Genomic DNA, 24,389 nt, shown 5'->3' with positions numbered 1-24,389 from the left:
ACACATTATTATGAATACAGGAGAAGACACACAGGGTCTCCGAAAAATCATAGATTTTACGAGGCTAATTAGCATTTTCATACTGTCCATTCATTTCTATATATGCTGTTATTCAGCATTTAAACAGTGGGAATGGACGGCTGATATAACTGACAGGATTATTTACAATATTTCAAAGACTGGATTATTTGACAATCTGGTTAAGCCTAAACTAGCAGCATTGTTATTTTTGGTCATTTCCCTTTTTGGAGTAAAAGGGAAAAAAGATGAGAAATTAAAAAAGAACTCAATTATAGCTTATCTGCTAACGGGTTTGCTACTGTACTTTATAAGTATTTTATTCTTGCTCTTACCTCTTAATTTACTATTAATTGCCACTCTCTACATTGCTATAACATCGATTGGTTATATGTTAATATTGACAGGTGGAGGACTATTATCAAGGTTGATAAAAGACAAGCTTAATCAAGATACTTTTAATACAGAGAACGAGACATTTCCACAAGAAGAAAGGCTATTAGAAAATGATTCATCGGTAAATCTTCCAGCCAAATACAATCTAAAAGGCAAAATCCGTAATTCTTATATCAATCTAATTTCAATGACAAGGGGCTTGTTGGTATCGGGAAGCCCAGGTGCCGGGAAAAGCTATTTCGTTATCCGTCACGTTATAGACCAGCAAATCAAGAAAGGATTTTCGATGTTTTTGTATGACTTCAAATATGATGATCTAACCAAGATTGCCTATAACAAATTATTGCAATACCAAAATAATTATAAGATCAAGCCCAAATTTTACGTAATCAACTTTGATGATTTAAGCCGTACTCATAGGTGTAATCCTTTAGATCCTGACAGTATGGAGGACATTACAGATGCTACTGAAGCAAGCCGTACAATAATGCTAGGACTTAACAAGGACTGGATAAAAAAATCAGGTGACTTTTTCGTCGAATCCCCTATTAATTTTTTAACTGCGGTAATTTGGTATCTACGAAAATATGAAAATGGAAAGTTTTGCACCCTTCCACATGTGATCGAATTGATGCAGGCGGACTACGATAGATTGTTCGCTGTTCTACAGGAAGAGGATGAAATAAAAGTGCTAATCAACCCTTTCATATCCGCTTACAGAAATAAAGCGATGGCACAGTTGGAAGGTCAGATTGCATCTGCCAAAATCGGACTTGCGAGATTATCCTCACCACAATTGTATTATGTGCTGAATGGGAACGATTTTACGCTGGACGTAAATAACCCAAAAGAGCCAAAGATCGTCTGTATCGGGAACAATCCTCAAAAGATTCAGACATACGGAGCAGTGTTATCCCTATATGTTTCTAAGATGATGAAACTCGTCAATAGGAAGAATCAACTCAAATGTTCCCTTATCTTCGACGAATTTCCAACTATTTACGTTGGTGGCTCTTCGGGCATAGACGGACTTCTGGCTACGTCTAGAAGCAATAAGGTTGCAACTACCTTGGCTGTGCAGGATTTCAGTCAGTTAAAGAAGGATTATGGTGCTGAGCAAGCGGATGTTATAACTGGGATTGTAGGAAATATTATTAGTGGTCAGGTTACTGGCGACACTGCTAAAAAGCTTTCTGAAACGTTTGGGAAAATTGTTCAGGACAGGGAGAGCAGGAGTATTAACAGTTCTGACATCTCCATCTCTAAATCAACACAGATGGATTCTGCGATACCTGCATCAAAAATTGCATCGTTGTCTTCAGGAGAATTCGTTGGTATTGTGGCGGACACGCCAGACCAGAAAATTAAACTTAAAATGTTTCACGCAGAGATACAGAACGACCATGAGGCTATTGCTGAAGAGGAAAAAGCATATAAACCTATTCCTATAATCGAAAGAGTCACCTATGGTGACATTATAGAAAACTATATCCAGATAAAGAAAGATATTGATGAGCTATTTGAAATAGAATTGGAAAAGATTTTAGCCAGGCAGGCTGAGCTAGAAGAACAGGAGACTGAAAAATCATTGCCAGAGGATAACAGAGATCAAAAGGAGGAAGAAGAATCTAAAGTGATTTCGCGCTAAATGGTGCAAAATATAAATAACTTGTAGGTTTATAATTGGTGGAAAATTCAATCATAAAAACAAGCGTATTTTTGGATATTTTTACCCTTTGAACAACTATAGCTAGTGAATCATATATGATAGAAACAGAAATAACTATACTGGTTAATCGTAAATCAGATATTAGCGTGGTCAAAAATGAACTGGTCGGTTGCAATGTGCAGTTTCCAATATATCTGCTGGAATATGAAAATTATTATGAACTGAACTTTACTAGTAATTATGAAGAATGGGAATTGGATACAGCAATCCTCCGCTGTTTCCCTGATTATACATTCGTTACAGATCGTGAAAGAGGTCAAAGGGAAATACGGATTGAAGTATCCAGACACCAATCGGAGTTTGCAACTGACGGCTGGGGAAGACCTATAGAAAATCCACTTCATAAGACAATGTATCTTGTGAAAAGATCAAATGACACACCTACGTACTTCATTCCTGAAGTTAAAGTGCTTTTTGGGGATGAGGAACGGAACTATTATCTAAATATTGTGAGTGGAACAAGACGTAGGACAGATGAAAAAGGCTTCTTACTTTTAAACCTGTTTAAAAATAAACATCAGGGGGGCGAAGTAGAAATTTTTCAAGATGCACTATATAAAACCCCCTCCGACGCAGTTCAGTCAGGTCTCTATAAAATGAAAGAATTAGTCAATCAGGATTTTGAGGAATACAATCAGACAAAAAAAAAGGAAAAGCGTGCGCTCGAAAAACTGCCGCGCAAGATGATTAGAGATTTTATCAACTCATGTAACAACTCGGATTTTAATGGAATCCTTAAAGACCTAACTTCTGACGTCATTTTTGAGAAAAGGATAAATTGGCAAGCAGTAGATCGATATGAAGGAATTGCGGAACTAAAGAGTTATATGAAATTGTCCGTTCAGGATTTATGCTCACAGGGATTTAAGATTAGATCATCCTGGCACTTTGACCCCAATGGAGCCATAACAATTGGAATAAAATACTATCCGCTTGATATGAAGGTGGAACGTCATAGTCAAATGAAATATCGGCAGCTTATATTCAGATTCAAAGCTGGAAAAATATCAAGTATAACCGAAGATAAATAGAAATTTTTTTAGATTAATTAAGAGGTGTAATAGTGAAGAGTTACATTGCTGTGGTTCTTCACCATTCTATTTACGTCTTTTGAAAAACAAGATGTTATTACTAGGGTATTCTTTGGGGCTAACTACCGACCTTACTATTAGCCTCAATATTTAATTTATTTGCAGCACCACGACAATTATCAACACCACTATACTTCATAAAATCAGCTTCATATCGTTTTTCTATCAGTTTGATTTCTTCATCAAGCAGCTTTTGCAAAACATAAGCAAAAAGTGTCAGCATAACAGAAGACATGATTAGAAAAAATATAAAGTCAAAAATCGTAATATCTGCCCTACAGGGCATATCTTGGGAAAGATATAACTGGGAATATAACTGGAGTTCGTAATCTGGATGTATTTGATGTACCATAACACAAAAAGGGAGAGGGAAAATTTATATTCGTCTCCCTTATATATTTCTTCCCATATCAACTTTGATAAAATATTCAGAACTTATCAAAATCAATAAAGTCTGTTTTTCAAATTTTATAACCTGCTTTTCTCCTAGCCTACTTATAACTAAAGTATAGGCGTTAGCAGCCTCCTCAATCTCCAGAATTTCGCCAAGATTAGCCACTATTTCACCAACTTCTACTTCGGAAATTGCTTTTGTATATATTTCAGCAGGTTGAGATGTAGCGTTTGACATAATTAAGAAGGCATAGGTATATTATTCAAGCAAATGGCGGAGGCAATCCAAAAGAATATACCCCCGCATTATTAACGCTCTCGATGCAAAAATACAAATTATAACTAATAACTTAAATCATTGAGCGAGAATAAAATACATCGTGATAGAAAAAATGGCTACGTATAGGCTGTCGGTTAAACTTACTAGATTGTATGTGTAATGCTCATTTAACCATAAACGAATAAATCATTTTGGGAATAAAGGTTATTTATTAGAATTACGGTTGGCTGCCTCGCTTAACAGTAAACGCTCGTATAATTCTACAACCTTATCAATAGGGTTGAAATTACAATAATATAAGTTACTACCAACGTTTCCGGTGCTTGAGTCATTAAAGGTATTAGAGAAGAAATTATTTACAGATTTTTCATCGTATTTTTCAATCATTTCTGGGGTGACGTTTAAAATTTTCGCTACCTGTTTTAACAGATCCGCTTCGATATTTTCCCTTGCTTCCAATAGGGAAACTTTGCTTTGGTTCCAGTCTTCCCCCAGCTCTAATGCAAAAGTTTCCTGTTTGATACCTTTTATCTCTCTAATGCGCTTGATGTTTTGTCCAATATGAACTTTTTTGGTATTCTCCGTGGTCTCCATTTTGCAAATTTAGTTTTTCTTCAATAGCTAAGATACGTCTATTCTAAATAAAATATTTGTATCCCCCAAATAATTAATTCGGCGCTTTGAATATTATATCTGGTAAAATAATTATTTATCAACTGGTTGGTTTTGTTGGTTTGTAAATCAAACCAGATTTCATTATGATAGAAAACCGTATCAAAACTCCATTAGATGGAACCCACACATCCTTTAAGCTAAATCTGCCAGAAGACTTTATAAGCGTCTGTCAATTTATGAACATTTCATTTAGTCAAGCCTTGCAAACTTATGTTGACCACATTAAGGTTTACAATCAACTTTTTAATGAAAAAAATGGGATAAATGTTGAGGCAACAGCCATTTTTAAAAAGTTTCAGAAATCCTGCATTAGAAAGCATGGTATGAAAACAGCCATTTATCCAAAACTTCATGTAGCCCCTATAAGAGAAATCATAAAACTTGGGATGGCAAAAAAGGGATCTGACAGCACTGAATATGAAAATATAATTAAGCGATGGTATCAATCAATTAAGAAAGGAAAAGATGAGAATACATATTGATATTAAAATACCATATGAATTCGAATTAATATGTATGATATTCTCATTAAATACAGTCGATGTACTTCAAGATTATTTAAATAGAATTTCATTACCGAAACATTTAAGTTCACATCCTGACGATCCATTTGGTGATGATATACAACTCATTCTTTGTCGTACAAAAACTCAAGATCCTGAGATTATTGAAGAGAAATTAATGGAGTTTCTGAAATCGAAATTTGAGCAGGAGTCTGCTAGAATCCTTGACCTTGGATTTGAACAGCCGGAAACTGAAAGCTTATTGAGAAAATTAATCACTAATTGTTGTCCAGAAATAATTAAGCTAAGACTTGATTTACGGAACAATTTGGCTTTGGATTTTAAAATTGAAGGACATGATAATTAATACTTCTGCCTTTCCTGAGTTCGAATTGGCCTGTGATATTTTATATATAAGGCCACACGAAGCTATTGAAGCTTTTATGAACAGCATTTCACTTGCATACTTATATAGCACTGATAGATATTTAAGCCAACGAATCGATGATCCAAACCTACCAATAGTTGAATGTAGCGTTGACGACACTAAAAACTATCATGGCTTAGGAAATAACCCTACAAAATTTATAGCCTCAAATTTCTTGGTCACGCACTGCTCTCTGTTTTATGAGAGGTTTCTCCCCGTACAAAAAGTGCAAAAACGGTATATCAATAAATTTAAACGGCTAAAATCAGAGTTGAAGAAAGAGACTAACGAAGAACTCAGATACTTTCTATTAATAGGATTTTACAATGATTGGCATAGGGAGCTTATTGAAAATATGAGCGAAAATGATGCGATAATCGATGTCAGATCAAAAAGAGATAACCTTATAAAAAAGTAAAATGAAAAAACAAAAACTAAAAAACCTCCCAATAGCACCAAAACCGACTGAAGCTGAAAACCAACTTAAAGAGATAACGGCCATAATAACAGACCAATATTCATTTGAAAAAATTATTTCTATTGGAAGCGAAATAAACAAAACTCAAAGGGAAAGTTGCTTTGCGGATCTTAATGAACCAAGCGTAAGTTCCAATTTATTAAATAGCTATTTTCTTCTATTGATACCATGCCAGACGGAAAAGTGTAACGATGTTGTAATTCAGCAACGCTTAGAAGAGCAATTAAAACCCATCGCCTCGGTGACTATTCTTATCCATCGGATGGATGAGTTTAACACGGCCTTACAAAATGGCAGTACGTTTTTTAAATCTGTATATAAACGGGGTATCGTTTTACATGATAAAAATGAAGAGCCATTTGTGTCACCAGGTGAAGGGGCATCTATTAGAAACCGTATAACCAAACGGGAACAACTTTGGCAGAAATGGCACCAATTAGCCACAGAGTTCTTAACAGGTGCTAATTTCTTTATTGGTGAAGAAATTAACGAATTATCTGTCTTTATGCTACATCAGGCGTTGCAACACTGCTATTCTGCCATGATTAGGGTACTAACTGGTTATAGGACGAATAGCAATAGCCTACGCAGATTAATCAAGCTTATCGATCTTGCCTTGCCTGACTCCTCTTTTGTCGTACCAAATAAAAGCACACCGGAAGATTTGAGGCTTATGAGCATAATATTAAAAGGATATGGTGATGCGCGTTATAGCGATGGATTTACAGTAACGAAACAAGACGTGTCAATAATATATGGCAAAGTATCGGTAATCATTGACAATGCCAATAAAGTATGCTTGCAACGCATAACTGATCTGAAAGACGGCAAAATAAAATACAGTGTTTAACGATGTCAAACCAGAAATTTTATGAACGAATTATATGCTAAACCTTCAATATGCTTGCGGACGAAATGCTATAGTGGGTATTTAGATCAGCACGATTTTATCGAAAGGTACCTATTTATAAAAAGAAGGATAAGTAACTCCCTTACTAGAGAAGAACTGGCATTTCTACTTGGACGAACGCCATACTTTACCAATGATTATGAAGAGATGTCAAACACGACAAAATTAGACCTTATCGATATGGATCTGTTAAACCTTACCCTAAAAAGGAATTTTATTGGGGGGCTTTCTTTTGAAAAAAATGTTGGCCGGCATGATATTTCACATGAAAAACGCATGGTCAGGATTACTAGATATGAATATGCAGATAAATTAGAATATGTTTTCAACCACCGCTGGGTTGAATATGGAGCAAACAAACCATTGAAATTAATAGAGCCAGTTTTTCAACCTGCCAATGATGGAGGTGAACAAGTAAGGTTAATTACAAATGAATTAACGAAGCTTTTAGCAGAGCGCTATTTTAACACAAAGCGATCTCCATTAGATATATATCTGATGGTTTGGACAGCACATAAATACCGATCAAGTGCATGGTCAATAATGCATCTGAAAAATATAATTTACGAACTTATAAGGACAGAACAATTAAGAATGTCCAATTTGAATGGGCACTTTGTATACCAAGCTAGGATCAACTAATATTTAAGGAATCTTTTTTCAGTTATTAAGAGCGGAGAAGCTATAGCGTTTCCGCTCTTTTTAAATCAATGAACTCATATTGTTATAGCTTAACCAATTTTGCGATCAGGTTAATATCCGAAGCATCCACATAGAGTTTTACTCCTGATGGGTATTCCAATACAATATCCTTCTGTTTCTGGATTGCATTTGTAGAGAAGGTGGAATTAGGCAAGACTTCGATATCATGATTTTCCCAATTATGTGATTCATTCAAAATATTACGCTCTGATATGTAATCACCTTTGTTTGACTGCAAACTAAACTCAGAATTATGTTGAACCTTTTGGTTATTACCTTCAACAATTCCAGTTTCTGTAATAGATAGGTCTGAAAGTACATCTGATTTGCCGTTAGATTGACGCCAGTAATTTGAAAAAGGCCGTGGCCGGAAGTCAATTAGGCAAGCAAGCAGCTCCATATTTTTTTCACGGGTATTACCTCCCTTTTGCAAAAAGTTACATAGTGGCTTAAATTTCTCAGTGTCACATCTTTTGATTGCTAAGTCGGAAAGTTCGGTATCAAAGGAGATCGCAAGAATTTCTCTTATGCTTCTTTTATCAAATTTATCGCATCGGCCGTTAAATAGTGATCTTAATTCGTTTCGAATGTTAGCGCATGTTGGACGCATTAAGTTTGGGGAGAGTTCGCCCGAATCTTTTTTTTTTCATAGAAGCTTAACAGCTCTGATCTGTATTTCTCCAGCATTTTTCATAAATTAGGATATAAAATTACTGAAATTTCATTACTTCCTAATCGACTGCTCTTTAAGTGGTGCAGTAAATAACTACTTAGTTTAGTCATGGTAAACGAAAGAGCCTGTATTTTCTTGCTTATATCTCTTTAATGATCCTTTTTTGAATGCATATAGTAACGCACTTGAAAATTCGCTTGTTTTAAAATCATTACGAAATCGAGTTTGAGAATCTTTGACAATTCTGTTCAAAGTTTTTTCTTCATTAACTTTATCTGTCTTATTAAAATACCCCTCGCCGGAAAGATTACGAATAGCTTCTGCTGCCGTAATTGGTTTCTCTTTTATTTTCTCTGTCTTTACTTTAGATTTTTTTCTATAGAAGTCAATACTCACATCATAGGTCGGAATTTTAAAATCAATCACAAACAATTCCATTATATGAATTTCCATAGCTTTGGCTATGGCAAATATGTTGCTTATGGATGTATTGGCTTCGCCATAAATAATTCTATAAATCTGTTTTGGTGTAAACTCAGTACGATCAGACAACGCCTCAAGAGGTATGTTTTTATCTATGATTAGTTGTTGCATCCTACTTCTTAGCAATTTCAAATTTTCTTTGTCAATATACTGTGCTTTACCCATCCAGTAAAAAGAATTGTATTATTTTTATTTCATAAGTCTAATTTGACATATTAATTTATTTTCATATATTTGATTCACGTTGTTTTTCAACCTTTTAATAGCAATAAATGAATTAAAAAATAATAATTGAATGGCCTTTTTGAAAAGGCATTTAACTAAGAGTCTCGTCGCAAAAAGTTTGACAGCCAAGAAGCGAGGCAGTAAGATTAATGCCCATATCACTTTAAGTGCATATCTTTGTGCTTGAAATAGGTATGGGCTTTACTGTAAACCCACGTTCTTGGCTGTCAACTAGGATGCGGTGGTATGTAAAGTCCTGCCTATTTTACCATCCATCCTGCTAAACTTTGAGACTCGTTGTAATTAACGAGTTATGAAAGAAAAAAATATAAATTACTATTCAATTCATCTATTAGTCGGATTTCATCCGCCCTAATATTCCACCTCATTTGGTTTTAAATTTTCTAAGCCGTCCCTGCCAAGAAACGAAACTTAGAAAACTGTTGAACCATACCTAAAATGGGTATGGTACTTCACTTGTTATTTCAATCCTGGCAGGGACGGTAACGGGTGTAAGTCCTGCCCATTTAAGGTTTGCTAACCCGTTGCATAATAGATGTTCAATTAATATGTACGGATAAATATGAATACTAACTTAAACCTTGACCATATAGAACACTTCTACCTATTTCCTTTTGTTTTCCATGCTAAAGGGCTTTTTATTCCCATTATAAAGGATTTCTTCAACTATCTCTTTTATAATCAACATAGATCCTACACAGCCCTTTATGAAAACATAATTAAGCCACCAGTTTAGCTGATTTGGGCACAAATCATCCCATACATTAAATAATCAATTAAACTAACCAACAATGAAAAAATCAACGATATATATCGTAATGGCCATGCTTTGCTTTTTTTTAAAGGTAGAGGCACAGGTTAAAAAGATTGCAATTAAAGGTAGAATCACCAATGAAAAAGGGTTGCCAATTGCAAATGCTACCATAAAAGTGAAAGAATCTAAGACCACAACTATAGCAAATGGCGAGGGGCTTTTTGAATTAAATAATGTCCAACTAGGTACGACCTTAATAATTTCAAGTATTGGATATAAAACAACTGAGCTTCAGAACATACAGAAAGATGAATTTCTAAATGTACGTATGCTTACCGAGGATAATGGATTAGAAGAGGTACAAGTCGTTAGTACGGGCTATCAAAATATCCCAAAGGAAAGAGCAACCGGAAGCTTTGTCCAACTAGAAAATAAAACCCTAAACCGTAATGTAGGTGTTAATATCCTTGATCGATTAGACGGCGTAAGTAGTGGGTTAATTTTAAATAAAGGATTAACAAACGGAGCAAACAATCCCAAAATTTCCATTAGGGGAAGAAGTACACTCTTTGCAAGTGCAGAACCCACTATAGTATTAGATGGTTTTCCTTATGAGGGATCGATTGAACAAATTAACCCCGCTGATATTCTTTCTATAACATTACTAAAGGACGCAGCGGCCGCTTCGATTTGGGGGGCTAAGGCTAGTAATGGTGTAATAGTAATTACTACTAAGCGAGGAGGTAAAAATCAGAAACTACAGGTCGAATTATCCTCAACTCTTACTATAGGAGGAAAACCAAATCTTTACTATCAAGATCAAATGTCGTCTTCTGAATTTATAGATCTTGAAGAATATTTATATGCAAAAGGGTACTATACTAGCGCTATAAATAGTGGGTATCGTCCAGTTTCAGAGGCAATCGAAATTTTTAACAATCGGAAATTAGGGAAAATATCTAAAGTTGATTCAACCAATTCCATAAACAATTTAAAAGAAAGAGATGTCCGTATTGATCTTAAAAGATATTTCTATAGACCTAGTGTTTATCAGCAATATCAATTGAATTTAAATGGAGGTGGAGAATTCAACAGATATTACTTGTCAGGTGGATATGACAAAAATATGGAGACTTCAGTTTCTAATGCGTTTGACCGTTTTACTCTTAAAGCTAATAACACATTTTCTTTATTTAAAGATCATCTCGAAATCGTAGGTGACATTGGGTTCGCATCAGGAAATACTTATAGCGCCTCACAGCCATATTTACCATATTCACCATATGATCAAATTGTTTCAGCTAATGGAGAACCGTTATCTGTGATTAAAAATTTACGTTCGGCTTATGTCGACACTGTAGGTAATGGCAAGTTATTAGATTGGCACTATAAGCCCATCGACGAGCTAAAGGCTAATAGCGTCCTTAAACAAGTCCAATACAAAATAAATTTGGGAATCAACTATAATATATTAGAAGAACTGACTTTATCTGCGAAATATCAATATTTAAAAGAGAGTAATTCAAATGAAAATAATTATCCTCAACAAAGTTTTTATACTAGAGATCTCATAAATCGGTATTCCTCAATTGTAGGTAATACATTAAATAGGCCAATACCACTTGGAGGGATACTAGAAAATTCAGTTCGAAATCTTATTTCTAAAATTTTAAGATTCCAGTTAGACTATCATAAATCATTTGGTTCAGAACATGATATTAATGCAATCATTGGATTTGAAGGAGGAGACACGAGAGGGAATTCTACAAGCCAAAGTTATTTTGGTTATAATCCTGAAACGTTAACTAATGGAAATGGTACAATTAATCCATTGATATTTTATCCATATTATTACGCGCCAAGCACATCTCAACAAATACCAACTGCTCCAAGTTTAGGTTCACAAACAGATATAACACAGTCTTATTATACAAACATTTCATACACCTATAAAAAGAAGTATATCATTTCTGGCAGTGCAAGAAGAGATGAGTCTAATTTATTTGGAGTAAAAGCAAATCAAAAAGGCGTGCCGTTATGGTCTACTGGGTTGGCATGGATAATAGACAAAGAAAATTTTCTAAATTCTGAATGGATTTCCTCCTTGAAATTAAGGGCTACTTTTGGTTATAACGGCAATTTAGATAAAAATATATCTGGGCTTCTTACTCTAACTAATACGGGTTCTATTAATGAGTGGGGAAGCAATTATTCTAGGGTACGAAACCCACCTAATCCATTTCTAAGATGGGAAAAGGTGAAAACATATAACTTAGGTCTTGACTATGTAGTATTAAAAAATAGGATTTCTGGAAGTATCGATTTTTATCAGAAAGATGCAGAAGATCTGATAGGCAACAATCCCATTGCTATGCAGTCTGGGGTATTTCAGTTTAAAGGGAATGGAGCAAGTCTCAGAACAAAAGGAATCGACCTAATTTTAAATATTAAAAATATTGAAGGCGCCTTTCAATGGTCAACAGCTGCCCTTTTTAACTATAATACAGACAAAGTCACAAGTTACAAAATTAAACAAACCTCTAACGGAAACATTATAAGTGGTAATTATAACAATCCATTAGAAGGATATCCATATTATGCAATTTTCAGCTACCCGTCTGCCGGACTTGATAACAGTGGTGCTCCACAAGGATATTTGAATGGAGCAATAAGTAAAAACTATTCTGAAATAATTAGCTTATTAGATACCAAGCAGTTAAAGTTTCATGGCTCTGCCTCCCCTAAGTTTTTTGGTAGCATAATAAATACTTTCAGTTATAAAAATCTTGAATTGTCATTCAATGTAATTTATAAACTTGGTTATTATTTTAGAAAACTATCTGTGTTTTCTGGCAGCAATAATTATTCATACACATCGAGAGACTATAGTCAGCGTTGGCAAAAATCAGGCGATGAATTGAGCACAAAAATTCCTGCCCTTACGTATCCCGCAAATGGAGCAATGGATTCATTCTTCTTAAATTCGGAAGACTTAGTAGATAGAGCTGATCATATAAGGCTACAAGATATTCGGTTATCATATCACTTAACAGGACAAAAAATTAGCAGTTTTTTATTTAAAAACGCAAGCTTTTTCTTATACGCTAAAAATTTGGGGATTCTATGGAAGACTAATGAACTAAGCATTGATCCTGACTATGGTACATTCAATATACCTCAGCCTTTTAGCGGAACAGTAGGTTTTAATCTAAAATTTTAACTATATAATCATGAAAAAGATCATTATATTATTAGCAGTTAGCCTATTTGGGTGCGGCAAAAAGCTTGATTTAAAGCCCAATAATACACTTGTGATACCTAAAACAATTGCAGAATTTGAAAATCTTTTAGATAATACACAGGTAATGAATAAAACATCTGCCCTTCCTCAATTGTCAGCCGATGAATATTACATACCAACCTTAGCCAATTTCCAATCACTGTTTACTCCAATCACCCGTGCTGCTTATATATGGCAGAAAGACATATTTGAAGGGCAATCTCAGATCATGGACTGGACAGAGCCTTATGCACAGGTATTTTATGCAAATAGTGTTCTCGACGAATTATCTAAGCAGGATGTTGGTAACGATAGCGAAAAGAAAAGAATAAAGGGATGGGCTCTTTTTATAAGGTCTTATGCCTTTTATACACTATTAAGCACATTTGCAAAAGCCTATAATTCTGAAACTGCAACGACTGATCTGGGAATCCCGTTAAAATTAAATTCCGCTGTTACAGAAATAGTACAGCGAAATTCTGTTCAGCAAAGCTACGATCAAGTTGTAAACGACGCGATTGAGGCAAGTGAGTTATTGCAACAAGACATCCCCGCATTAAAAAGAAATCGACCTTCAAAAGTGGCCGCCTTTGCTTTACTAGCTAGGGTTTTCATCAGTATGCGAAAGTATGATCAGGCCGAAATCTATGTGGATAAATCGATGGCTTTATATTCGAAACTTATCAATTTTAATTCGTTAACAATAAAAACCAGTTCATCTTTCACGTATAATAGTGAAGAGACAATTTATTTTTCACATAATACTAATTCTGCATATTCACAGACAACTTATTCCACTGGCGCACTTTACGGGGTAGAACCAACACTACTTGGTCTTTATAGTGCTTCTGATTTACGAAAGGCTGTATATTTTAGAGTAAATAATAATGGAAATTATGCAGTTAGTAAAGGCATAAATAGTCAAATAAACTATCCATTCACTGGCTTGGCAACTGATGAAATGTATCTGATTAAGGCCGAATGCTTGGCCAGAAGAAATAAGATTGATGAGTCATTAAGCTTTTTAAATGCACTTGTTAAAACGAGAATGTCCGGTACATTTATTCCAATCACCGCCTTGAATTCAGAGGATCTTCTGAATAAAGTTTTAATTGAACGTAGGAAGGCATTAATATGGAGATGCATCAGGTGGACAGATCTGAAAAGACTGAATTTAGAAGGCAGGAAAATTACGATAACTCGTAATCTTGATGGTCAAATATATACCCTAGAGCCGAATAGTCCTAAGTATGTACTACCCATTCCTGCCGATGAAATAGTTTTAAGTGGCATAAAACAAAATGATCGTTAAAATCCATTGCATTATGAACTCAATATTAAAATCGACTATTTTAATCTTTATACTAATAAACATATCTCAAGTTAAAGCCCAAAAACATAGTGTGACAATAACTGGCACTTTAGATACAGGACTTATAAAACGGTATGCAAGTAATGAAATCTATATAAGGATTAATGAAACAACTAACCTACAAAGCCAAGGAGCGGTATTTAAGGCCCCAATTTTAAGAACAGCGAATTTCTCACTAAAATTAGAATTACCAGATTCCAGTGCGTATATATCTTTTGAACTTATAGACAAATTAAACGACGATAGATTCGTGACTATTAATTCTAGTGGAAATAGAGCACTTAGAGAAGTCTATCTTATAGAGGTGGGCGATAGCATAGATATCAAAATTGATAAAAGCGGTATTTTTAACTTTTCTGGAAAAGGCAGTTCGAAACTAAACTGTCAATGGCAATATTACAATATTGATTTAAACCAAAAGGGTATAATTTATAGAGAAAGTGAGCTAGATAATTTGGGTGAGTATTCAACAAAATTAAATGTACGCCATAAAGTAGTTGATCTAGCTACAAAAATACGTAGAGAGATATTAAATAGCTATAAAGATATGTTTTCCAACAAAATATATGAATTATTCAATTTGGATATTTTATCATTGGGAGAATATGAAAAAAGAAGTTTTCTCTGGAGAATGAGTGTTAAATCCACAATTGAACGTAGCGAACAAGGAAAAAAAGCTGCCATTGAATATTACAATAGTTCTCTTAAAAATGATCCATTTGCAAAAGTAGCTCCTAAATATAGTTTAAAATCGGCCTATTTTGCTGAAATGCTATTTCAAAGAGAACTTACATTTTTTCAACTTTATAATAAAAAGGGTTCCAGTTATAGAGGCGATTCATTTTCTGAAATTTATTTCAAATTAAAAAACTCTTATAACGGAAGCTTGAGGGATAAGTTAATTTATATCTGTTTTGAAAGACTACATAGAGATTATTTTGAAGAAAGCCTTTCTCTAATTGATGATGCCCTGCTAACTATGAATGATAAAAAATATTCTCATCTTCTACAGGAGCTTGTGTACAAACAATATCGATCCTTTGCATTTGAACTTCCAGATACAAATGGTAGGATTCATACCTTAAGTGAATACAACGGCAAAGTAATTGTTTTAGATTTCTGGTATACTGGATGCAGTTGGTGCATGTCTTTAAACAAGGCAATGGAGCCTGTTATAAATAAGTATAGATCCAATAAAAATGTTGTTTTTATTACGGTATGTGTAGATAAAGACAAAGATAAATGGATGAAAAGTATAATATCAGGTAAATATACATCATTAAATTCCGTCAATTTATATACCGCAGGATTAGGGCTTTCTCATCCACTTATAAAAAACTACAATATAACTGCTTTTCCAAGGCAACTGATTATAGGTAAAAAGGGGCAGTTAATCTCTACTTCTCCACCGAGAGTTGATCTTACTCCTAATGGCAGATCCATTAGCAAGGGAGTGAATCTGACTTCAGAGGCTAATGAAAAACAATTTATAAAGCTAATCGATAAGTCTTTAGATTAAAAAACGGCGGGAGTTGTAAAATACAAACTCCCGCCTTTGCCATTTAATCTTCGTAACCACCTTTATTTGATGAAGGCTCAGCAGTCCAAGCTCCAGTTGGAGTGCTTCCAACAGGGAACGATTCTACTGATGGCAACTGATCTCCTGAAAATGTAATTGAACAGGAAATATTATCAAGAGTTTCGCAACTTCCTGCAGGCTCAGGGAAAACATAATTTGCTCCAACACGGTAATAAGTTTTTTCAGCAAATTGACCGCTAACTTTTTTGTCTGAAGCTTTAAAGGCACTGAAGCCTATTGCCATAATACCTACTAGGAGGGCTACAGCGAATTTTTGTAAATTTTTCATTTTTTAATGTTTATGTTTAGAAATGTTTGTTTTGAGGAACAGGGCAAAGGTTGCAATTATGATAAAGGCGAGATTGAACCAGATGTGCTGCCCCCAGGTGAGTCTTTCTATGATCAGATTACAATGGCATGGAAGCTTTTCTGCCCATAGGATCATGCTAAGGATATAGGCTGTAAATACAACCATCGTAGCAACAAATCCTGTCAATCCCAATTTATGAGTTTTGGGGTTGATTAACAGTAATGAAATGGCTACTTCCGTAATCGGTACTAGCCAACCGATCAGCTCCGCATAGCTACCTATATATGCAACTTTAGATAATCCCCGTACAAATTTGGAGTGTTCTGCTATTTTATCGTACGCAGAAGTCAAAAATAAGAAGATGCATATCAGGCAGATAATAAAGACAATCAAATCCTTTGTCTTGCTGCTAAGGTGAAACGGTCTACTGTAGGCTGTAATTTCCATGTTTTCAATGTTGAATGATCTGTTAAAAGAACGATTAGGACGAAGTCCTTTGCAGGTTCGTAACCCGCCTCAATTTGAATACTCTTTGTCACCGCAGCCCTTTCTTTTTTAGGTTAATTTACTATTGCTTTGTTGATCTAAAGTTAGGTAGGGATTTGAAGAAAATCGATGTTGTATGTCTCGATTTTCGTGTCTCGGTGTCTCGATTTTATGGACATGTGTCGCATATATTTTAGACAGGTGTCCTACTTCAAAAGGTATCTAAGCTATTTTTCGCCTTTAAACCTGTCCAGATGACGTACACTCATCCTGACGTATGGGGCGAAGATATTTTTGTCCGTTTTATAAATGATGGAGGGGTTACTTTTTTTATAATAGTTAATGCGCTCTTCAGCAGTTTCCATCCTAAGCATTAGTTCTCTTTTACGTCCTTCGATCAGGTTTTCCTCGTAGATTTCAAGGAGCATTTTATATAATGAAATATTGTCCTTTGCAATATTATCTGCTCTGTATAGATTGAGCGCATAAGCGTGTGTGTCGCTCAGAAATTCAATAATTTCAGTAATGCCGTTACGGTTGCTAAGAAACCTGTTACCTGGAATCAAAAATCCGTTTTCCATCAACCACATAGTATATACCGTTTGTCCATATTCAACTGTTCCGCGAAGTAGTCCGTCTGAGATATAGAAAAGTGTTGGCGTCTGTTGCCAAGGTGAGTCTCCTAAAATCCATCCTTTTTTAAATTCGGTTTTTACAAACAGATTAATTAGTAAGTCAACGGTGTCTTTTGTAGCAGTATTAAAGCTTTCGAGTTTTTCTACAAGGGCTTTCATGGTAAAGATTTTAGTGAAAAAGCCCAATAAACGAAGTTTTTTCAATTAATTCGCATGACACTTTTTTATCAAAATATGTCATGTGGGGCTTAAATCGGGCTTATATTCGGGAAGAAACACGTTTTTATGTGACAAAAATTAATTTCGTTTTGATACGTTTTTTCGTGATATTTATTCATTATTTACGCAATCTCCCAAATGAAAGACATACTCATCTCACCTCTGAAAAAAATTCAATGTCCATTTCTAAAAGGGATTTTAGAAAGTGGGGCTTATGAATGAAGTATTAAATAAACTACATATACACGTAGATTCCTTTGGACAGTTAAAAAATTTCAATCCAGAGGGAAGAGAATATGCGAAGAAAGAAAGTCAGCTAAAGGAAACTTGGAGTTCCTTCAGTGAAAGACTACAGCAACGTATCGGTGAGCAGGATACGGATGAAAAACTTTCTGTTTTTATCAAAATCACACAGGATCGCTTAACGGATTTCGCAGACAAAGTATTTGAATATTACAAAGAGGTGGAATCCTCCACTACCGAATGCCAGGTGAAACAAAAGCTTCTGTTCAATGATATAGAAAATGAAATCGTCAAAGTTCTGGAATTTCTTAAGCTAAATTTTTCAAACTGCTTTAATTACTTTGGTAAAGTTCCCAGATGGATCTTTTACATCAATAAGGATGTTGTAACCAAAAAAAACAGCATAATTTCTGGCTTAGAAAAGAAGTCGGTAAATGAGGATCTTATAGTTATCATTAGCAGTTTCTTAGATAAGTTTCAGGATTCAGGAACGCTCAACTTTAAAAATTGGCATCAGTACATATACTATAAAAAGATGGTTCGCGCATTGTGCAAGTTTGTCGAATCACCGGATACGGATGATGATACGATGAATTTAATAAAGCGACTTATAGGCTACAACTTCAATCTAGTGACCTTCTACTATTTTATGGTTGATTATATAGAGAAAATGGTTGTTAAGAATGCTCCCTTTGAAGAGCCAGAAATAACTTTACTTCAAATTCTTAAGAATGTAGGGAATATCCGACCGGAACTTAGCAATGGTTATAATCCAGAAGTGCAGCCAATACTTGAATCTGTTAACGGTTCCATACTCCATCAGCTTTCTGTCATTGCTAAGTTGAAGCAAGTTGATATTCCTGATATCACCGGAGGAACACGGCAGAAAAAGGCATGGCATTATTTTGAAGTTTCTTCGACCTTGGAAGAACTTTTATTTTTCTTTAAGGTAATGCAGGCAATCAGTTTTATTAAAACCAGATACAATTCTAATCTGTACAGGTTTGTCGAGCGTCATATCAAAACGGATCGGACAAGGAACCCGAACCCTTCCCCTCAATATATGAGGAATATATTTGCGCCAAGCTGGGAATTTTCTCCCAAAGTTGTCAGAAAGGTAAGATCATGGCTCACAAGGATGATTGCTTATATTGATGCCCATTTCCCAGACCAGCTTAGGATTCTATTGATTATTTTGATTCTAAGAGTTCCAGCAGACCTCTTCTATTCAGCAGCTTGACGAGTTCATTGAACCATGTATAGCAAAAGCCATCAAGTTTCATAAGCTTTCCCCATCCTACATTCGTAATGTCTCTCAGTGTGGAAAAACCCAATTCTACACTTTTCAGTTTGAAACTGTCACTAACAGGTAATTGATCGATAAGCAGATCAATAAATTCTTCATTGCCTTGTATTTCCTCTTGCATAACATAGAAAGAGCATTAATCTGATTAAGCCTTTTAAGAAGTGAATTTTATTTTTTGTAAGATGGCCGTTTTCCCGTTTGAAATTTATTTTCCAGCCTTTTTAATTGTGACTCCGGCTATGCCCTTTAGCCTAAAGTGGTATCCCCCTATTATTATTAATCCTGCTTTATTATATCAAATGTACTTAACGTTTACCAAAAAAAATAGGTATTTGAAAAAAAAATGCGACCCTAAAGTGTCAGTTAAATATCCCCTTCAGCATAGTATTAGAGCTGTTTTTTAGTCAATGTGACAATTGTCCTATGTCATGGTTGTCACTTTTTTACAAAAATAAATCACCCCAATTTGCCCCTTATTTACCTAAAACTAAGCGTTATGATAAAACAAGTTGCAGATATCCATTACAGGGAAGAACGTGAGGAGCTGGAGAAAATCGACTCGTCTGACCAAAGTATGGTAGCACAAAGAAAAGCAAGGGTGGAAACGACCTCAAGCTATTTAATGAGCTTAAAAGAGAAAATACTCGACTATTCTTTTGAATCGCTGGATGAAGAAATTCTATTTTTCAAAGAAATCAAGCCGAAGTTTAGTAGCCTGCTGATTTTCTATAGTGCCGTGGAAAAAATTGAAATGGATAAACCAGAAGGTGGCCTCTCACACCTGAAAGGTTATTATGAAAATGAGTTAAAGGCGATCAAGCGCTTTTTCGATGCGAACAGGCAAATATATTCTTACTATCGATCTGAAGACGACTATTTGGACCCGCAACTATTTGTTCGTGGTGTAATAGATCCACCTCGCTGGATGTGCAAAATACGGGTGGATCAGGATGAAAGATTTTCCACCGCAGGGGATTACATGTTTGCACGCATCATGGCAAATGAACAAATAGCCAGGTATCTCGAAAGTGCCATTTCAGGACTGGAATTTCATCCTTTTACAGAAGATGATATTGAAACCAACTGGACTGGAGAAACCATAAATCTATTGGAGGTTGCCTACGGAATCTACTGTACTGCTCAGGTCAACCACGGAAAAATTGGCATTGGCGAACTGGTCAGAAAACTGGAGAAAGTTTTTAATGTGAACATTGGCAGGCCGTACCGAAGGTTTCTGGAAATTAAAATGCGTAAACGCCTAAGCAGGACAAAATATTTAGACGAGATGGTTACTTCGGTGAATAAGAAAATTGACGATGAAGATGCTTATGATCCAAATGAAAAGAAAAAACACAGTTGACTTCTTAATATTCCCTTTGCCACGCAGTTTATTTATGACACCTACCCAAGTGGTTGTCAATTAAAAATTCGTCACCTGCCAAACTTTGCTTTTGAACCCGATGCAATGCCGCATCGGGAAAAAGTAAAGTATTATGTTACAACAATTCTCGTGGCAACAATTCCTTGTTGCAATCGCCGTACTCTCTCTGATTTGGTACGCAGCGGTAATCCTGATCTTTTACCGCAAAGAACTGAAAGCTTTTCTAAATGGTAAACCACCTAAGCAAACCCCTGACGAGCCACTTGATCACCATTGGCAAGACAAGGTAGATGACCTTTCTGATGAACCGGATGACGAGTTGATGGGCAAATCAAAAATGCCGGAAGGTGTGTCAATTATTGACATGGAAGACCTTCGCTTCTCCGACCCTGAAGACAAGACCGAAAAACTCGGACTTGTATCTGATGTGATCGAAGATATCAAGCTCATCTTCAAAATTCTTGGTCAGGAAGATGGCAACAAGCAGGACTTCTTAAAATTAATTCAGGAAGTCAAAGCCCGCTATCCCAAAATCTCATCAAGCACAAGCTTGCCCCAGATCAACGAGTTTATACTGTCCAATGCTTCATTTCATCTTTCCCCTGAAGAGCTGGAAGACCTCTGGTAATCTGCCGTTTTCAAAATCTTTTCTATTTCACATTAATCACTTGACACAATGAAAAATCAATTCATCACACATAAAAAACAGTTACTGGCAAAATGGCTCTTAATGGCCTACACCATCTGTACCTACAATTTATTATCCACGCTAACCGCTAAGGCACAAAACGGAAATGGCGAAGCGGGTATTCAAAAAGCCGCAGATGAAGTTGCGGGATACTTTGATACCGGTTGTACTTTAATGTATGCCATTGGTGCTGTGATGGGCATCATAGGAGCCGTAAAAGTTTTCAATAAGTGGAATGCCGGAGAGCCTGACACTTCAAAAGTAGCTTCCTCATGGTTTGGTAGCTGCATATTCCTTGTCATTGTAGCAACCGTTTTGAAATCATTTTTTGGGGTTTAGTCATGGCAAGCATTTATCAGATCAATAAAGGCGTCAGTAAGCCAATCATGTTCAAAGGACTTAAAGGCCAGTACATCGCTTATCTAGCTGCTGGTCTGCTCTTGCTCCTGCTCATTTTCGCACTTGGTTATGTTGCAAAAATAAGCGTGTATGTGTTATTGCCGACCATTGTTGTTCTCGGCACGGCTATTTTTTTCATTGTATTCCGTTTGAGCCACCGCTTCGGGGAACACGGCATGATGAAATTCTTTGCTAAACGCAACCTTCCTCATCACATAATATTCCGTTCCAGACGGCTATTCACCCACTTAAAGCATAAACATTATGATCGAGGCAACTAAAATATTTCCCATTTATAAAGTTGAACACGATTGCATTCTTTCGATGGCGGGAGACATCACAATTGTTTACAGGGCATCCCTGCCAGAAATATTCACTTTATCAGAACGGGATTATGAAATTTTCCATCAGGCTTGGGTAAGGGCAATAAAGCTATTGCCACAACATAGCGTATTCCATAAACAGGATTGGTTTATAGCTTCAAAGCACAAAGCTGACTATCACAATAACAGCCAGAGTTTTCTCTCACGGTCAAGCGAGCAGTTCTTTAATGAACGTCCATATCTGGATCATGAGTGCTTCATCTTTCTAACGAAAAAGCCATCCGGCAGAAAGGTATCGACATCTGCATACAGCAACATTCTTCGTAAATCAATTGTACCCACCCAAACCATTGACCCGCTTCTTTTTCAGGAATTTTCAGATGCAGCAGGACAATTTGAGCGCATTCTTAGCGATACAGGCTTGTGCGTTTTAGAAAGGCTGAATGATGATGATCTGGCAGGAACCGCAAATAAGGCGGGAATCATTGAACGTTACTGTTTTCTTCTAGGCCGTGAGCAAATGCCAATGATCCGTGACATTCATGTTCAGGACGGTATCACAGTCGGGGATAAAAAAGTTGAACTTTATGCGCTTTCTGATGCTGATGACTTGCCTGCCTTATGTGGCAGCCGTATCAATTACGACAGGTACAGTACCGACAGGACAAAATTCAGCATTGGATTTGCAAGTCCATTGGGTGCATTGCTCAACTGTAATCACATCCTGAATCAGTACGTATTTATCGACGATGCCCAGCAAACGATTAAAAGACTGGAAGCAAAAAAACTGCGGTTGCAATCCTTATCAGCTTATTCCCGTGAAAACTCTATCAACCGTGATGCCACCAATGATTATTTAAACGAGGCACTTGCTTCAGGTAAATTACCTGTAAAGGCGCACTTTAACGTGCTTGTATGGTCTGATGATCCATCCAAAACTGCGGATTTAAAAAATCTGGTCGGATCAGCAATGGCTCAAATGGATGCCGTGGCAAAACAGGAGACAGATGGGCAGGCACAAATCTGGTATGCTGGCTTACCTGGCAATGAAGCTGATTTTCCCATGAATGACACCTTTGATACCTTTTTGGAGCAATCAACCTGCTTTTTCAATTTGGAATCGAATTACAAATCTTCCCTTAGTCCTTTTGGGATAAGGCTAGGTGACCGTTTAACGGGTAATCCGGTGCATGTAGACATTAGTGATTTGCCAATGGAATTGTCATGGATTGGAAACAGGTCAAAGTTCCTGTGCGGACCAAGTGGATCAGGAAAGAGCTTCTTCACCAATCACATGATGCGCAGCTATTATGAGCAAGGTTCGCATGTAGTTATTATGGATATTGGACATAGCTATAGGGGGTTATGCGATCTGGTAAATGGCTATTATTTTACTTATTCAGAAGATGACCCGATTAAGTTTAATCCATTCTATTTATCTGATGGTGATGTAATGGATACCGAAAAAAGGGAAAGCATCAAAACCTTGCTTCTAGCCCTGTGGAAAAAGGATGATGAGCCTTATACAAGATCCGAATACGTAGCGGTATCAAATGCACTGACTTTATATCTTTCCCACTTAGACCGCAATCCTGATATTTTCCCCTGCTTCAACTCATTTTATGATTTCCTGATGTCCGAATACATGCAGGTACTGGAAAATGGCAAAGTCAAAGAAAAGGACTTCGATATTGGAAACTTCCTTTATGTCCTCAATCCTTATTACAAAGGAGGCGAATTTGATTACCTCCTTAACGCTACAGAAAACCTAGATATGCTGCATGAACGGTTCATCGTATTTGAGCTGGACAATTTGAAGGATCACCCGATTTTATTTCCGGTGGTGACAATGATCATTATGGAACTTGTTATTTCCAAGATGCGTAAACTCAAAGGCATCCGTAAGGTAATGCTCATTGAGGAATGCTGGAAAGCAATTGCGAAGCCCGGCACAGCTGAATATGTTCGTTACCTATTCAAAACCATGCGCAAGTTCTTTGGTGAACCGATAGTGGTTACGCAGGAAGTAGATGACATCATCGGCTCGCCCATTGTCAAAAACGCCATCATCAACAATAGTGATTGTAAGATCCTATTGGATCAGAGCAAGTACCAAAACAAATTTGATCAAATACAGGAGCTACTAGGACTTACTGATAAGGAGAAAGCACAAATACTGTCCTTAAATAAAGCAAACGACCCCACTAAAAAGTACAAAGAAGTCTTTATTTCCCTGGGCAGTGAACATTCCAAGGTATACCGAACGGAAGTTTCGGTTGAAGAATATTTGACCTATACGACCGAAGAACGGGAAAAAAATCAGGTTCAGGAATATGCCAGAAAATACGGCAGCATCCAAAAAGGAATTGCGGTACTCGCCAAGGAAATAAGGGCTATAAAATCACCTTAA

Annotated in this window: 24 protein-coding genes; 16 read left to right on the top strand and 8 right to left on the bottom strand. The window is 36.1% G+C overall.

Annotated features, from left to right (window positions below):
• The first annotated feature begins 10 nt into the window (after nt 1-10).
• Nucleotides 11-2,062 carry a conjugal transfer protein MobC gene (gene mobC / locus BCL90_RS11650; protein ID WP_121284141.1) on the top strand — a complete coding sequence of 684 codons (2,052 nt, stop codon included), beginning with the start codon at nt 11-13 and terminating at the stop codon, nt 2,060-2,062.
• A 116-nt stretch (nt 2,063-2,178) separates the two neighbouring features.
• Nucleotides 2,179-3,174 (top strand): hypothetical protein, encoded by a 996-nt coding sequence (locus BCL90_RS11645; protein WP_121284140.1) that lies wholly within the window; start codon nt 2,179-2,181, stop codon nt 3,172-3,174.
• Nucleotides 3,175-3,292: 118 nt separating this feature from the next.
• Here the strand turns inward: BCL90_RS11645 and BCL90_RS25910 are convergent, their stop codons facing one another.
• From BCL90_RS25910 to BCL90_RS11630, 3 genes are all read right to left on the bottom strand, one after another.
• Complete coding sequence (locus BCL90_RS25910; RefSeq protein ID WP_208529784.1) at nt 3,293-3,457, bottom strand: hypothetical protein; 165 nt, start codon at nt 3,455-3,457, stop codon at nt 3,293-3,295.
• A 168-nt stretch (nt 3,458-3,625) separates the two neighbouring features.
• Nucleotides 3,626-3,865 carry a hypothetical protein gene (locus BCL90_RS11635; RefSeq protein ID WP_121284138.1) on the bottom strand — a complete coding sequence of 80 codons (240 nt, stop codon included), beginning with the start codon at nt 3,863-3,865 and terminating at the stop codon, nt 3,626-3,628.
• A gap of 246 nt (nt 3,866-4,111) precedes the next feature.
• Nucleotides 4,112-4,501 (bottom strand): helix-turn-helix domain-containing protein, encoded by a 390-nt coding sequence (locus BCL90_RS11630; protein ID WP_121284137.1) that lies wholly within the window; start codon nt 4,499-4,501, stop codon nt 4,112-4,114.
• A gap of 164 nt (nt 4,502-4,665) precedes the next feature.
• On the opposite strand from BCL90_RS11630, the gene BCL90_RS11625 reads away from it, so the two are divergent.
• The 5 genes from BCL90_RS11625 to BCL90_RS11605 are packed head-to-tail and all read left to right on the top strand — an operon-like array spanning nt 4,666 to nt 7,542.
• Nucleotides 4,666-5,064 (top strand): hypothetical protein, encoded by a 399-nt coding sequence (locus BCL90_RS11625; protein ID WP_121284136.1) that lies wholly within the window; start codon nt 4,666-4,668, stop codon nt 5,062-5,064.
• Nucleotides 5,048-5,452, top strand: a complete 405-nt coding sequence (locus tag BCL90_RS11620; RefSeq protein WP_121284135.1) for a hypothetical protein — start codon at nt 5,048-5,050, stop codon at nt 5,450-5,452. Before BCL90_RS11625 ends, BCL90_RS11620 begins: the two co-directional genes overlap by 17 nt.
• Nucleotides 5,442-5,930 (top strand): hypothetical protein, encoded by a 489-nt coding sequence (locus tag BCL90_RS11615; RefSeq protein WP_121284134.1) that lies wholly within the window; start codon nt 5,442-5,444, stop codon nt 5,928-5,930. The genes BCL90_RS11620 and BCL90_RS11615 overlap by 11 nt, the downstream gene beginning before the upstream one ends.
• A 1-nt stretch (nt 5,931) precedes the next feature.
• Complete coding sequence (locus BCL90_RS11610; RefSeq protein WP_121284133.1) at nt 5,932-6,840, top strand: HEPN domain-containing protein; 909 nt, start codon at nt 5,932-5,934, stop codon at nt 6,838-6,840.
• A gap of 21 nt (nt 6,841-6,861) precedes the next feature.
• Nucleotides 6,862-7,542 (top strand): hypothetical protein, encoded by a 681-nt coding sequence (locus tag BCL90_RS11605; RefSeq protein ID WP_134380405.1) that lies wholly within the window; start codon nt 6,862-6,864, stop codon nt 7,540-7,542.
• A gap of 82 nt (nt 7,543-7,624) precedes the next feature.
• On the opposite strand, the gene BCL90_RS25420 is transcribed toward BCL90_RS11605, so the two are convergent.
• Nucleotides 7,625-8,035, bottom strand: coding sequence for a hypothetical protein (locus BCL90_RS25420; protein WP_134380408.1), 411 nt, complete (start codon nt 8,033-8,035; stop codon nt 7,625-7,627).
• A 342-nt stretch (nt 8,036-8,377) separates the two neighbouring features.
• A complete protein-coding gene (locus tag BCL90_RS11595; RefSeq protein WP_121284130.1) occupies nt 8,378-8,923 on the bottom strand; it encodes a helix-turn-helix domain-containing protein in 546 nt (181 codons plus the stop codon).
• Between the two features lie 872 nt (nt 8,924-9,795).
• Here BCL90_RS11595 and BCL90_RS11590 point away from each other — a divergent pair.
• From BCL90_RS11590 to BCL90_RS11580, 3 genes are read left to right on the top strand one after another with little or no spacing between them, the layout of a single operon-like run.
• Complete coding sequence (locus tag BCL90_RS11590) at nt 9,796-12,978, top strand: SusC/RagA family TonB-linked outer membrane protein (protein ID WP_121284129.1); 3,183 nt, start codon at nt 9,796-9,798, stop codon at nt 12,976-12,978.
• 10 nt (nt 12,979-12,988) lie between these two features.
• A complete protein-coding gene (locus tag BCL90_RS11585) occupies nt 12,989-14,350 on the top strand; it encodes a RagB/SusD family nutrient uptake outer membrane protein (protein ID WP_121284128.1) in 1,362 nt (453 codons plus the stop codon).
• A gap of 13 nt (nt 14,351-14,363) precedes the next feature.
• On the top strand, nt 14,364-15,929 hold the full coding sequence (locus BCL90_RS11580) for a TlpA family protein disulfide reductase (RefSeq protein ID WP_166792106.1): 1,566 nt from the start codon (nt 14,364-14,366) through the stop codon (nt 15,927-15,929).
• Nucleotides 15,930-15,972: 43 nt separating this feature from the next.
• On the opposite strand, the gene BCL90_RS11575 is transcribed toward BCL90_RS11580, so the two are convergent.
• From BCL90_RS11575 to BCL90_RS11565, 3 genes are all read right to left on the bottom strand, one after another.
• A complete protein-coding gene (locus BCL90_RS11575) occupies nt 15,973-16,278 on the bottom strand; it encodes a hypothetical protein (protein ID WP_121284126.1) in 306 nt (101 codons plus the stop codon).
• A gap of 3 nt (nt 16,279-16,281) precedes the next feature.
• Entirely contained in the window at nt 16,282-16,746 is a 465-nt protein-coding gene (locus tag BCL90_RS11570) for a MauE/DoxX family redox-associated membrane protein (RefSeq protein WP_121284125.1), read from the bottom strand.
• A gap of 266 nt (nt 16,747-17,012) precedes the next feature.
• Nucleotides 17,013-17,579, bottom strand: coding sequence for a cyclic nucleotide-binding domain-containing protein (locus BCL90_RS11565; protein WP_134380411.1), 567 nt, complete (start codon nt 17,577-17,579; stop codon nt 17,013-17,015).
• Nucleotides 17,580-17,853: 274 nt separating this feature from the next.
• Here BCL90_RS11565 and BCL90_RS11560 point away from each other — a divergent pair, with 274 nt between their 5' ends.
• The 6 genes from BCL90_RS11560 to BCL90_RS11530 all read left to right on the top strand — a co-directional run bounded on the left by BCL90_RS11560 (nt 17,854) and on the right by BCL90_RS11530 (nt 24,389).
• A complete protein-coding gene (locus BCL90_RS11560; protein WP_121284123.1) occupies nt 17,854-19,122 on the top strand; it encodes a hypothetical protein in 1,269 nt (422 codons plus the stop codon).
• A 562-nt stretch (nt 19,123-19,684) separates the two neighbouring features.
• On the top strand, nt 19,685-20,548 hold the full coding sequence (locus tag BCL90_RS11550; RefSeq protein WP_121284121.1) for an RteC domain-containing protein: 864 nt from the start codon (nt 19,685-19,687) through the stop codon (nt 20,546-20,548).
• A gap of 133 nt (nt 20,549-20,681) precedes the next feature.
• A complete protein-coding gene (locus BCL90_RS11545) occupies nt 20,682-21,197 on the top strand; it encodes a hypothetical protein (protein ID WP_121284120.1) in 516 nt (171 codons plus the stop codon).
• A 48-nt stretch (nt 21,198-21,245) separates the two neighbouring features.
• On the top strand, nt 21,246-21,596 hold the full coding sequence (locus BCL90_RS11540) for a DUF4134 domain-containing protein (protein WP_121284119.1): 351 nt from the start codon (nt 21,246-21,248) through the stop codon (nt 21,594-21,596).
• Nucleotides 21,597-21,598: 2 nt separating this feature from the next.
• Complete coding sequence (locus BCL90_RS11535; protein ID WP_121284118.1) at nt 21,599-21,937, top strand: DUF4133 domain-containing protein; 339 nt, start codon at nt 21,599-21,601, stop codon at nt 21,935-21,937.
• Nucleotides 21,921-24,389 carry a TraG family conjugative transposon ATPase gene (locus BCL90_RS11530; RefSeq protein ID WP_121284117.1) on the top strand — a complete coding sequence of 823 codons (2,469 nt, stop codon included), beginning with the start codon at nt 21,921-21,923 and terminating at the stop codon, nt 24,387-24,389. The genes BCL90_RS11535 and BCL90_RS11530 overlap by 17 nt, the downstream gene beginning before the upstream one ends.

This window comes from Pedobacter alluvionis (genome assembly GCF_003664035.1).
Classification (GTDB): Bacteria; Bacteroidota; Bacteroidia; order Sphingobacteriales; family Sphingobacteriaceae; genus Pedobacter; species Pedobacter alluvionis.
The sequence above is the reverse complement of the archived record's forward strand: the minus strand, read 5'-3'. Positions and strand labels throughout refer to the sequence as shown.